This window comes from Haladaptatus sp. T7 (assembly GCF_026008575.1).
GTDB lineage: Archaea > Halobacteriota > Halobacteria > Halobacteriales > Haladaptataceae > Haladaptatus > Haladaptatus paucihalophilus.
The window spans coordinates 24,969-37,543 of sequence record NZ_BROP01000004.1 but is presented as its reverse complement, the minus strand read 5'-3'; the positions used below and the strand labels follow the sequence as shown (position 1 = coordinate 37,543).

Annotated in this window: 10 protein-coding genes; 3 read left to right on the top strand and 7 right to left on the bottom strand. The window is 62.7% G+C overall.

Annotated features, from left to right (window positions below; genetic code table 11):
* The first annotated feature begins 47 nt into the window (after positions 1–47).
* Together OPC11_RS12120 and OPC11_RS12115 are read left to right on the top strand one after the other, a co-directional pair.
* On the top strand, positions 48–1,226 hold the full coding sequence (locus OPC11_RS12120; protein ID WP_264782030.1) for a rhodanese-like domain-containing protein: 1,179 nt from the start codon (positions 48–50) through the stop codon (positions 1,224–1,226).
* 497 nt (positions 1,227–1,723) lie between these two features.
* On the top strand, positions 1,724–3,031 hold the full coding sequence (locus OPC11_RS12115; RefSeq protein WP_264782029.1) for an MFS transporter: 1,308 nt from the start codon (positions 1,724–1,726) through the stop codon (positions 3,029–3,031).
* A gap of 53 nt (positions 3,032–3,084) precedes the next feature.
* On the opposite strand, the gene OPC11_RS12110 is transcribed toward OPC11_RS12115, so the two are convergent.
* The 7 genes from OPC11_RS12110 to OPC11_RS12080 form a co-directional block, all read right to left on the bottom strand.
* Positions 3,085–3,861 (bottom strand): hypothetical protein, encoded by a 777-nt coding sequence (locus tag OPC11_RS12110; RefSeq protein WP_264782028.1) that lies wholly within the window; start codon positions 3,859–3,861, stop codon positions 3,085–3,087.
* An 82-nt stretch (positions 3,862–3,943) separates the two neighbouring features.
* Positions 3,944–4,258 (bottom strand): spore germination protein GerW family protein, encoded by a 315-nt coding sequence (locus tag OPC11_RS12105; protein WP_264782027.1) that lies wholly within the window; start codon positions 4,256–4,258, stop codon positions 3,944–3,946.
* A gap of 139 nt (positions 4,259–4,397) precedes the next feature.
* Positions 4,398–5,591 (bottom strand): Mrp/NBP35 family ATP-binding protein, encoded by a 1,194-nt coding sequence (locus OPC11_RS12100; RefSeq protein ID WP_264782026.1) that lies wholly within the window; start codon positions 5,589–5,591, stop codon positions 4,398–4,400.
* Between the two features lie 5 nt (positions 5,592–5,596).
* Positions 5,597–8,620, bottom strand: coding sequence for a molybdopterin-dependent oxidoreductase (locus OPC11_RS12095; protein ID WP_264782025.1), 3,024 nt, complete (start codon positions 8,618–8,620; stop codon positions 5,597–5,599).
* Between the two features lie 2 nt (positions 8,621–8,622).
* On the bottom strand, positions 8,623–10,401 hold the full coding sequence (locus OPC11_RS12090) for a 4Fe-4S dicluster domain-containing protein (protein WP_264782024.1): 1,779 nt from the start codon (positions 10,399–10,401) through the stop codon (positions 8,623–8,625).
* A 345-nt stretch (positions 10,402–10,746) separates the two neighbouring features.
* Positions 10,747–11,145 carry a hypothetical protein gene (locus tag OPC11_RS12085; protein ID WP_007983026.1) on the bottom strand — a complete coding sequence of 133 codons (399 nt, stop codon included), beginning with the start codon at positions 11,143–11,145 and terminating at the stop codon, positions 10,747–10,749.
* A 138-nt stretch (positions 11,146–11,283) separates the two neighbouring features.
* Entirely contained in the window at positions 11,284–11,718 is a 435-nt protein-coding gene (locus OPC11_RS12080; RefSeq protein ID WP_264782023.1) for a hypothetical protein, read from the bottom strand.
* Between the two features lie 502 nt (positions 11,719–12,220).
* Here OPC11_RS12080 and OPC11_RS12075 point away from each other — a divergent pair.
* Positions 12,221–12,385: a hypothetical protein gene (locus OPC11_RS12075; RefSeq protein WP_007983024.1), complete on the top strand. Its 165-nt coding sequence runs from the start codon at positions 12,221–12,223 to the stop codon at positions 12,383–12,385.
* Positions 12,386–12,575 lie beyond the last annotated feature (190 nt).

Below are 12,575 nucleotides of genomic sequence, written 5' to 3'. Positions count from 1 at the left end.
CGTCCTGACGAACCCTTATTATTGCATAGACAATACAATTCGATGCAATGGTTCAGGAAATCACGGTGGAGGAATTGCGAGATAAGATCGACGCGAACGGAGACGTTACCCTGTTTGATACGCGAAACCCCGAGGATTACGCGGACTGGCACATCGCCCAGGCCGAGAACGTCGAATATTCGGGCGCGAACGACGAACTGGTCGGCGACTTCGACGCCCACCGCGAGGAACTCAACGCCGACGACGAGATTATCACCATCTGTGCGACCGGCAGTTCGGCCGGACAGTTCGCCGAGTGGCTCGAAGCGGACGGGTTCGAGAACGTACTGACTGTCGAGGGCGGCATGGAATCCTGGAGCATGCTCTACGACGTCGTACCCATCGCAACGCGGAACGACGACGTGGAAATCCTCCAGTTACAGCGCCGTTCGAAGGGCTGTCTCGGCTACGTCGTCGGCGACAGGCGCACCGGCGAGGCCGCCGCCATCGACGTGACGCGCGCCACGGAGACGTTCAAGAACGCCGCCGCGGAGCGCGGGTTCGACATCACGCACGTCTTCGATACGCACATCCACGCCGACCACATCTCCGGCGGTCGCCGACTCGCCGACGAACTCGGCGTCCCGTACCACCTCGGTTCGCCCGCCGCGACGCGCGACCCCGAATACGACTTCGACGGCGTCGACCCGAACGACACGGTAAACGTCGGTGACGTCGATATCAAGTCGGTTCACACGCCCGGTCACACGACGGGCATGACCTCGTGGCTGATCGACGACGAGGCGCTGTTGACCGGCGACACCCTGTTCGTCGAGTCCATCGGCCGCACCGAACTCCAGTTCGCCGACGCCGACGCGCGCGACGGGGCACGCGTCCAGTACGCGACGCTCCAGAAGGTCATCCTGTCCCTTCCCGACCACGTGAAGATTCTCCCGGGCCACTTCTCGGTCACCGACGACGGCGAGTACGTGGACGTCACGCCCGGCATGCCGATGGTCACGACGGTCGGCTCCGTTCGGCAGACCAACGAAATCGTCCAGTTGGACGAGGAGGAATTCGTCGAGCACATGTTCGAGAACCTTCCATCGAAGCCGCCGAACTACGAGACGGTCATCGCCACGAACCAGGGTAGCTACCAACCGGAAAACGTCGATGAGGAGAACGAACTCGAACTGGGACCGAACCGCTGTGCGGCGACCGAAGACAGCGTGGTCGCCGACGACTAACGATTCGACATCGACGCTCCTCCCGACGACGTGAACGCCCGAGAACTCGTCGGAATCTCACTCACAGGTAGGTTATTCACGAGCTTCGTCTGTTCGGCGCTCGACGTCGCCGTCGTCGCGCCGTTCGGAACATGGTAACGGGCGCTCTCTGGCAGTAACTGCCCTCGACGTTTCCGCGGTTCGACACTCGTTTTGAAACCCCCGCCGAACGCGTCGAAGAACGCCCGGATCGAACCGCATGGCGGGCGAGTGATTCGGTTTCCCGACATATAGCACTCCAAAAACTTACTGGCCAGTCAATCCATCGGAACCGGGTGGAAAGACGTCCCAAACACCCCCAGTCGTCCGAATCACCGCGTTTCAAGCGTTATTTCCCGTCCATCAGTTAGTCGGCACCTGCCAAGCCGGAACGTTTATCCGCGTTGCTAACTGAGTAGTTAGTAAGAAATGATTCGGAGCCACAGCACACATCATCACATCGAGGAGGGACCCCGATAGTGGGCGTACTCGATACGGACCGTCGAATTCTCGCGCTCGCGTTCGCGCGGATGGCCGACTCCATCGGGAATTCGTTCCTCATCGTCGTCCTCCCGCTCTACATCGCCAGCGGCGTGGTCAGCGGGGGAACGTTCGGCCTCAGCACCGCCCTCGTCACGGGACTCATCCTATCCGCGTTCGGGTTCTTCATGAGCGGCGTCCAGCCAATCGCGGGGAACCTGTCCGACAAGACCGGGAAGCGGAAAGCCTTCGTGGTCGCCGGACTGCTCATCCTCGCGGTTTCGAACTTCACGTACTCGCTCGCCGGGAGTTACGGCGCGATGTTGCTCATCCGCATCGGACAGGGAATCGGCGTCGCCGTCACCGTTCCGGCGACCATCGCGCTCGTGAACGACCTCTCCACGGACGACACGCGCGGCGGTTCGATGGGCGTGTTCAACACCTTCCGTATGCTCGGATTCGGTATCGGCCCCGTGGCGGCGGGCACCGTCATCTACGGCGGTCCGTACGCCGTCCTCGGCTACGCGGTCACGGGCTTCGAGGCGGCGTTCTACATCGCCACGCTCGGTGCGCTCGTCGGCGCAATCCTCGTCTTCGCACTGGTGAGCGACCCCGACATCGACATCGACGCGGAGAACACTGCAGACGCGGGCGGCGAACACAGCGTCGCCGTCTTCGAGCGAGACGGCAACGGCGTGCTCGACTCCGTGTTCACGCTCGGCATCGCGTCGCTCTTCATGGCCATCGGCATCGCAATCCTTGCGCCCCTAGAGAGCATCATCAACCAGCATCTCGGCCAGAGCGCGACGCTCTTCGGCATCGAGTTCGCGGCGTTCACGCTCGGTCAAGTCGTCACGCAGACGCCCGTCGGCACCGCGAGCGACAGGTACGGCCGGAAGCCGTTCATCCTCGCGGGGCTCGTCCTCCTCGTGCCAGCGACGCTCGCACAGGGACTCGTTGCGACGCCGGTCGGGATGGTCGCCGCTCGGTTCGTGCAGGGAATCGCCGGAGCGATGGTGTTCGCACCGGCCTTCGCGCTCGCCGGTGACATCGCGCGGAACTCGAACGCCGGGACGACGCTCTCCGTGCTGACGATGGCGTTCGGTCTCGGCACCGCCATCGGCCCGCTCGCGGGCGGGTGGCTCGTCGGCTTCGGCTACGTCGTCCCGTTCGCGTTCGCCGCCGCGCTCGCGACGTTCGGTCTCGTTCTCGTCTACACGCAGGTCGAGGAGACTCACGCTGGCGAGAATCTCGGCGAGGACCTCACGCGGGTCCTCCTCGGGCGCGACACCCAGCCCGCGGACTAGCCCGACGCCGGAGCGCGGTTTTACACGGTTACTCGAAAAATCGAAAAATACGGTTAGGCGGCGGGCCGTCCGGCGGTGCTGTCGTCGGTTATCGTCTCACCGAGGTCCTCATCGTCGGAGGCGTCGAGTTCGGTGTACGCCGTCGCGAGCACGGCGGTTGCGAAGACCGTCGCGATAGCGCTGGCGGCTTGCGCGAACACCAAGGCGACGAAATCGCCGACGAAACTGCCGCTCGCGAGGTCGCCGAAACCGAAGACGAGGTTGAGGAGCAGCGTGATGAACGCCACCGCCACGCCCAGCATGAAGAGGTTGAGGCGGTAGCCCCGCGTCAGTCCCCAGCTGCTTCGAAACGCCTCGACGAAGTTCTGGTCTTCGACGGCCACGTAGACCGTCCAGAACACCAGGGTCACGAGCAGGAAGATGCCCGGAACGACCAGCGCGACGAGACCCAGTGCCACGATGATTGCGAAGACTATCGTCCCGACGAAGAGGTTGACCGCGGCCCAGACCATGTTCCGGGTGAAGAACTCTCGCGGGAGACGCTCGGTTTCGTCGCTCACGAACACGCGAATGGCCGCGATGCTCACGACGAGCAACGCGATGCCCAGTATCAGGGAGACGATACCGGCACCGAGCGGCGGAACTATCACCAACGGATTCGCCTGCACACCGGCGGCCCCACCCTGTCGGGCGACCCACCGGTCAACACCGAGCCCTAACACGCCGTTAAAGACGGAGATGACGAAGAGTATCCCCATGAGCATGAGGCCGTTTCGCTCGATACTTCGACTGTAGCCTCGCTTGAGGGTGGTTGTGATGTTGATCGGCATGGTCAACAGAATATATGTCACGAGAGGAGATATACTCGACGAGTAGTTCTCAGCGGGCGGGAAAAACGGGGAGGGAGTAGGGTCAGTTCGAGCGACGAACGAACAGGCCGAGGACGAATCCGAGCACGAGTGCGAGCGTCACGTTCCGGGATTCCGAAAAGCGGACGAACCGCGTCTCGTCCGGCGTGACTTCGAGGACGCCGACCGGGGACGCACCCACGCCGCCACCCAGTCCACTTCCCTCGTCGCCGCCGCCGCCGCCGAACCCGTAGCCGACGGTCGCAACCGGGACGACGGTCCGGTCGCCGGTCGAAATCGGGTCGCCGTACACCGTTTCGACCGTCGCGGTGCGCCGGAGTCGTTCTATCAACGAGTCGAAGTCGTCGAAGCCGTTCATAGCCCTCCGAGACGACGAGCAGCGACAAATGAGTTTGGGGAGCGACACGATTCGGCGGGGTACTTCGGCACCACCACGAGCCGCAACCGAGAATTCGGTCGGAAAATACACGAGACCGCTCGTGACCGTGGTTCCGAGGTCAGTCGGGAGACGAGTCGGGCGGCGTCGAGTCGGTGACGAGGGCGTTGACGCGGGCCGCGGTTCGCGTCGCGACGAGTTCGAGCGCACGCCTCGTCTCGCCGCCGTCCTCGCGGAGTGCCATCGGCTCGGCGCTCGTGGGGCGTTCGCGTTCCGCCTCCGTCCGGGGCAGTTGCAACCGGCCGAGGAGCGGAACCGAGACGCCGGGCGGGTCGGGTGGGTCCTCGCCGCGTTCGAGTTCGCCGACGGCGGGGTCGAGCGGAATGTGCCCAAGAACGGGCACCTCGAACGCCTCGGCCAATCGGTCGCCGCCGCCCGCGTCGAAGAGGTCGTGGACGGAACCGCAATCGGGACAGCGGAATCCGGCCATGTTTTCGACGATACCGAGAATGGGAACGTCGTACCGTGCGAACCCTTCGAGTCCACGCCGGGCGTCGTCGACGGCGACCGCTTGCGGCGTCGTCACGACGACCGCACCGGTCACGGGCAGATGTTGGACGAGCGAGAGCTGTACGTCCCCGGTACCGGGCGGGAGGTCGACGATGAGGTAGTCGAGGGGACCCCACTCCACGTCGCCGAACAGTTGCGTTAGGAACCCGTCCACGACCGGGCCGCGCCAGATGACCGGGTCGTCCTCGCCGACGATGAACCCCATGCTCATCACCGAGACGCCGTGCGCTTCGCGGGGAACCATTCGGTCGTCGAGGGTTGCGGTCGGCGTCCGTTCGCCGACGCCGAGCAGTTGGGGTGCGTTCGGCCCGTAGACGTCGGCATCGAGCACTCCGACCGACGCGCCCGCATCGGCGAGCGCGACGGCCACGTTGGTGGCGACGGTGCTTTTGCCGACGCCGCCCTTCCCGGAGGCGACGGCGATGACGTGTTTCACGTCGGGGAGCAACTCGACGCGGACGCCGGGGTCGGGTACCCGTGGCTCGAAGCGGCACGTGACCGCATCGATGCCGTCGATAGCGCCGACCGCCTCCCGAACGTCGCGCTCGACGACCGTTCGGACGTCTCTCGCGGGAAGCGGCAGCGTCACCGGGACGATTGCCGTCCGGCCATCGACGCGAACGCGTCCGAACCCGTCGAGGTCGTCCAGAGCGTAGAACAGACCGTCTCGCCCGATGTGGGCGTCCGCCAGCGCGCGTTCCACTTGAGCGGCGAGTGACTCGTCGTCGGATGGTGTCGTGCCCATCCGCGTTACTCCTCGTCGGCCGTCGTCGACAGGGATTCGGGGTCCCAGCGGCCGGGGCGTCCGATGGGCCCGTCCACGAACCACCCCGCGTCCGCTCCGGAGTCGGTCGGAGGGGCGATGGGGCGTTTGAGCCACTTCGGGCGACGAAGCCCGTCGGGTCCCGGAGCCGGTTTCGTCTCGGCGAGCCACTCGCGGTAGATTTCGAACGACCGCTCCGTATCGACGTAGATGTCGCCGTAGTAGTCGTCCGCCTCCGCCGGTCGGATGGTCACCTTCTGGTGCCAACAGTGCATTCCCGAGATGGGGTCGGGATGCGGGGCGTGCGTGAGGTTCTGTGCGACGCCGCCGTCCGTCCACCAGACGCGCTCGCTGTCGCTGTCGTCGCTCTCGAACGGATGGATGCCCTCGACCTGTCGCATCCCCCACCGGCCCGCCTCGGTGTTCAGGTCGACGGTCACCTTCCCGTACGGGTCGCCGCCCTCCTGAACGTCCGACTCGTCGTTGTCCGGGCGGTCGATTTTCCACTGTCCCATGTGGTGGCTCATCGCGGCGATTCCCGGTTTGATGGACTCCGTGACCCAGACCTCGTTGACGTAGTAGCCGATTTCCGTCTCGACACGACAGAGGTCGCCCGTTTCGAGGCCGAGTCGGTCGGCGTCCTTCGTGTGAAGCCACACCGGGTTGTTGTGTGAAATCTCCTCCAACCACTTCGAGTTGGACGACCGGGAGTGAATCGCCGTCGGGAGGCGGAACGTCGGTACCAGTACCATCTCGCCGTTCTCGTAATCGACGTTCTCGGGATGGACGTGGGATTTCAGGTAGTGCGGAACGGTGTATTCGAGGTCGTCCCAGCCCCACTCGGCCATCGTCCGCGAGTAGAACTGCTGTTTGCCCGTGGGCGTCGGGAATCCGCGTTTGGGTTCGCCGTCGACCATCACGCCGAGAACGTCCGAGCCGTCGGACGCGGACGCGCTCGACGGTTTCTCGCCGCGACGAATCGTCCCGTACTCGTCGACGGTCACGTCGTCGGCGTCGAGGATGGACTCGTCGAGCGGTTCCCGATGCAGTTCGTAATCGTTCTCGGACGCCTCGAACGCCCCGTGGTGTTTCATGTATTCGAGGGGCGTCATGTCCTTTTCCGCGGCGAGTTCCACGAGGTTGTCCTCGTGCTCGAAGATATACCGGTAGTACTCGTCCACGGTCATCTTCGCCGGGTCGTCGCCGTCGCCGTCGCGGTAGGGTGACTCGAAGTGCTCGCGGATGCCGAGGGTTCCGTCCTCGTCGAGACGCCACGACAGTTCGATCCAAAATTCGTCTTCCTCCCAGACCTCACCGGGATTGGCCTCGTAGGTGAACTCGACGTCCTCACCCTCTCGTTCGGCGTACTCGCGGAGGACGGGCTGTCGGTACGTGACCCACGTCCCGGCGTGCGTCTCTTGGCTCTGGATGTCGTGTCGTTCGGGCGAATGACCCATCGGGAGCACGTAGTCGGCGAAGTACGCCGTCTCGTTCCACGTCGGCGTGAGTGCGACGTGCATGCCGACCTTCTCCTCGTCCGTCAGCGCCTCTATCCACGAGAAGCCGTCCGGGTACGTGTAGACGGGGTTGAACACGCGCGTGAAGTACACCGAGAGCTTCCCGCGACCCTCCTTGAGGAAGTACGGGAGCAGTTGGCTCAGCTCGTAGTGGGCGAACGGATACTCGGGCGGAAGTTGTAACTCGTCCCAGAGCCGCTGACGGGGTGGTTCGTTCGGCAGGTGCGGGTCGAACTTGTGCCACGCGTTGGGTGCCGTACCGCCCTTGGTTCCGACACTTCCCGTCAACACCGAGAGGAAATGGAGGGTGCGCGAGACCTGCCAACCGCCGTCGTTGCCCGAGGCCGCCGAGCGCCAGATGTGGCTGGCAAAGCGGTCCCCGGCGGTGCCGACCTTCTGAGCGACCGTCTCGATTGTGTCGGCGTCGACGCCGCTTTCGGCCGCCGCGAATTCGGGCGTGAACCCGGCGTACACCTCCCGAATCGTCTCGATGTAGGAGTCGAAGCTCCGCTCGCGGTCCGGGAACTCCTCGTCGAGGAACTGCTCCCAATTCACCCAGTTGCGGACGAACTCGGCGTCGTACAGGTCCTCGTCGAGGATGACGTTCGCCATCGCCAGGAGGACGGCCGCCTCGCTGCCGGGCTGGGTCGGAAGCCAGAAGTCGGCCATCGCGGCCGTGTTCGACAGCCGCGGGTCCACAACGGCCAACTGGCCGCCGTCCTGCATGCCTTCCATGATTCGCTGGGCGTGCGGGTTGAAGTAGTGGCCCGATTCGAGGTGCGCCGACAGGAGGAGGATGAACTCCGCGTTTGCGAAGTCGGGACTCGGACGGTCGTACTTGTGCCAGAGGCCGTACCCGGCGCGGGCACCGGCGCTACAGATGTTCGTGTGGGAGTTGTGGCCGTCGACGCCCCACGCTTGGATGACCCGGTCCATGTACTCCTCGTGGCCGGGGCGACCGACGTGGTAGGTGATTTCGTTGCCGCGGTCGGCCACGATGGCCTCGCGCATCTCCCCGGCGATGTCGTCGAGGGCCTCGTCCCACGAGACGCGAGTCCATTGGCCGCTCCCCCGGGGACCGTCGCGTTTGAGCGGGTGCTCGATGCGTTGGGGGTCGTTGATCTGGTTGACGGTCGCGGGCCCCTTCGCGCAGTTTCTGCCGCGGGAGCCGGGGTGTTCCGGGTTCCCTTCGATCTTCCTGATGGAACCCGTCTCCTTGTCGATGTAGGTGAGAAGCCCGCACCCGGCTTCGCAGTTGAAGCAGGCGGTCGGGACGACCGAGTACTCGGTCGGTTCGCCGGTCGAATCGTACTCCACCCACTCGTGCCACGTTTCGGGGTCGGGATAGCTCGATAGTTCGCCCGGTGCGGCGATTCGATTGACGGCACCACTGGTTCCCTGTCGTTGCTTCGACGTGCCCGTCGAGCGGTCGGACAACAGCCCGAGGCTCTCGGCGAGTTTCTCGATTCGACTGAGTTCGTATTGGTGTCCCATGGTTATGCGAGCGAGATGGTTTGCGGAGCGGTTATCCAGCAGTACTCGAAGGCGAACAACCCGGCGAGGGCGAGCACGCCGCCGACCGCGACGACCGCGGGACTAGCGCTCGCCGCGAGGGCGACGAGCGGCAGCGCGATACCCACGAGGATGCCGCCGATCCAGAACGCCCGGCTGAACCGACCGCGGGTGATGCGCGCGGCGGCTTCCTCGGCGTCCTCGGTCTGGTGCGGCGTGAATATCTCCGAGGCGATTATCAGCAGATGGACGACGAGGGCAGCGGCGAGCGTGAGCCGAGAGAGGCCGACGAACGCGTCGAACCCGGCGATACCGGCCAGCCCCAACAGCCCCGTTACGCTGGCACCGGCGACCACCGCTTGGGTGAACATGTGGAGCGGCATCGTCGGACTCTGCCAGAGGTCGCGGCCCTTCGACTGGCTGAACAGGAACGCGGTGTAGACCGCCGTGGCGGCCGCCAGTACCGCCCCGACGCCGAGCGTGACCGGGTTGGTCACGAGGGTCTCGACGCCGAGCAGCCAGCTCCCCGCGACGAGCGTCAGGAAACCGCCGGTGGCGGTCAGGATGTATCCGCCCTTCACGAGCCACGAATTCCAGTTCGGGCGCAACAGGACCCAGTGGAACCGGGTCGGCTGTTCGAGGTCGAGGACGAGCAACAGCGTGGTGAGGCCGAGGAAAACGAGGCTCACGAGCGACGCGACGCCGATGGTGGTCGCGTTCGGTTCGACGAGCCCCGCGAGCGTGAACAGCGCCGGGAGCATGAACACGCCCGCGGCGATGGATTTGGTCCACGTGTACGAGTAGACCTCCCATCCCCACGAGGTGTAGTGGCTCTCGCCGATATCGTAGACGCGTCGTGCCTCTTCGTGGAGGAGTTCGTACGCGCGCTCGGTCCGACTGCTCTCCCGTTCGTCCGACCCACCACTCCGGTGTCCGTCCGCCCTCCCCGCGGCCGATGTCGCCGTTCCTCCGTCCGAGGCAACGCGGTCGTCGCACCGGCACTCACCGCCGCACCTACCGCCGCAGGCACACCCTCCGTCGGACCGCGCCTCGTCGCTCCGTCCGAGGTCGACGTCCGAGTCGGCGAGCGATTCGGCGGCGCGACGGATGTCGAACTCCTCCCGCGCTGCCCCGCGCGTCTCCACGCGGTTCGGGGCGTCCGACCACATGTAGTGGTCCTCGCGGGCGGTAGTTCCCGGCGTCGTGCTTCCTTCGTCTCCGTTGACGTAGAACAGCGTCGGGTCCGTCCCTTTCTCCGGTTTGCGCGCCTGTACCTCCTGTTTGGAGATCGTCTCGGCGATCTCCGTGTCGGGATTCTCCACGTCGCCCGCGATGATGGCGTCTTCCGGGCAGACGGTGACGCAGGCCGGTTCGCGCCCCGTATCGACGCGGTGCGAGCAGTAGTTGCACTTCGCCGCGGTCGAGGTCTCCGGGTCGATGTAGAGCGCGTCGTACGGACACCCTTGCATGCAGGCCTTACAGCCGATACATCGCTCGGGGTCGAAATCCACGATTCCGTCCTCGCGCTCCCAGAGAGCGGTGACCGGGCAGACGTCCGTACAGGGCGAATCGTCGCAGTGGTTACACCGCATCACGGAGAAGTTCCGGTTCGTGTTCGGAAACTCCCCTTTCTCGATATACTTTACCCATGTTTTGTTAACGCCGATGGGGTCGTCGTGTTCTGTCTTACACGCGACGGTGCACGCGTGGCAACCGATACATCGCCTGTTGTCGATGACGAAGCCGAAATTGGTGATTGTCACCACCTCTCCTGAACAATGTTACCATTAAACGTGACATAGGCACTTATACTTTTCTCGCTATTCCCAATATTCCGCAATATCATTAGTGCGGTCGCCGGGAAGCGGATCCGAAGGGTATCCGAATACGGAAATCAGTCGGCAGGTAGCACGTCACTGCCGGGTATCGACGGTCCGTCCGCTTCCGCGCATCGAGAAGAGACCGACGGGCGAAAACTCGAACGAACTCTCGTCGAACGACCGGTATGTGAAGATGGGTATTGCACGGAGGGAGCATACGTCACCGAGACGCGACGAGAACCAAGAGACGGCGCCACGGGAACACCCGACGCCGACGATGACCGTCGTTCAGACGCTCGGTCGTACACCGCGAACGAGACCGCGGGCGGTGAGGACCGCGAACGCGAGTGCGAGGAGCAGGCTCACCGCGAGGTGGACCGGGAACGTGAACAGCGCGTCCGCACCGGGGGCGTTGACGTATCGGAGTCCGGCGATGGCGAGGAACGCGACGCCGAAGGTCGCGTACGCGACGAGCGCCGCCAGGGAGATCCCGGAGAATCGCCCCGCCGTAACCGCAACGCCAGCGCCGACCGACACGCCGACGACGAGACCGACGACGAGGCCGAGCATGCCGACGCCGGGGCTTTCGCCGTACACGGCACTCAGTAGCTCGATAGTGGCGGCACCGGCGAGCAAGACGGTCGTGACGGCGCTCGCAACTGCGAAAAGGATGGCACGTGCGTTCATAGATATTTATAGGCGAGAGGAGAACATAACCGTAGACAGTTGCTCTTACTGGGTGAGAACTGACTCGGCCGGTCCGAGAAAGTCGTTCGAGGTCGAAGACGAACGAATCGAAGAACGGGGGAGCGGGCGGGACGGTATTCAGTGGATTTCGATGTCCGTCCAGTCGAGATATATCTCGAAGTCCTGATAGTCGCCGGTGACGACGCGGCCGAGGGTGGCTTGATAGGGCGTGATGTACCGGTTACCGTCCTCGTCACGTTCGGGCAACGGGATAGCCGCATTGTGTTCATCGACGGAAACGATGACGTGCGATTCGACGGGAGACGTTCCGTAGAAGAGATAATACTCGTAGCTATGGCTCGGCGCGGGGAGTTCCGCGGTCCACTCCTGCTCGACATCCGCGGCCAACGCCTCGGTTCTCTCCAAGCGGAGGTTGACGTCGTGTTCGTACACCCAACACGCGCGCATCGATTCGTCGTCCGAGCGAACGGGATGCATCGTGAACGGGTGTTTCTCCCAGTTTTCGATTTCCGATTTGCCGACCGCGTCTCGGATTTTTGATTTCGAAACCATGATACTATTCTAAAAGAATGTTTGATATATAAATTTTCAGCCGAGATGTCCATTGCCCGCAACGTGAATACCGACATCGAGACGCGAGCGGAGCGTCGTAACCACCCGCAAAGGAATAACCGTGCTAGAACGGACGACATTTATCCGATAGTTGATTTCAGAAATGAGTGGATTCAGCACGGGCACTAGCGAAGAATAACGGCATTATATTCAAACTGAAATTAAGAATTTACAAAGTTTAAAATGAAAGTCCAGAAGAATATACGTGCAGGATAATATCAGTAGAAAGTACAGTAAGCCGTTGTTCGTAGATATTTCCTCATACGCCCATGTTATAATCATATATTATTAGATGGAATATAATACAGTTCACACAGACATGATTTATAATTTGTAGAGTGACGGGCCAAACTGCAATAATTTCTCTAACAGAATCAAAAAATAAGTGTTATATTTTCAATAGGGAAAGTTTTAATATATTATGTATTAATGTGTTAATTGCATGTCCGTTGCAATCAACAGCACGGCGGCACAGATCGATAAAGAAAGCTACGACGCGGAATTCGACGCCGCAACGTCGGAAACCGAATTCGACGAGGACGACCTTCTCGGACCGGCCGAGATGTGCTGGTTCTCGTGTGGTCTCAGCTGCGGCCTCACCGGATAAAATAACGAAATCACAGATGCCCTTGCATCTGTTGTCCGAACGCTCCAGTCGAATGCGACAAGGGTCGAAGGTGCGAATCGTTTTGATCAGTCACGAGAAGATAGCAGTTTGATATGAAACACACGCAAACATGTTCGGACAAGAGGTTTTAATAAACATATACTATTTGCATCGGTATATGTCAGTCCAA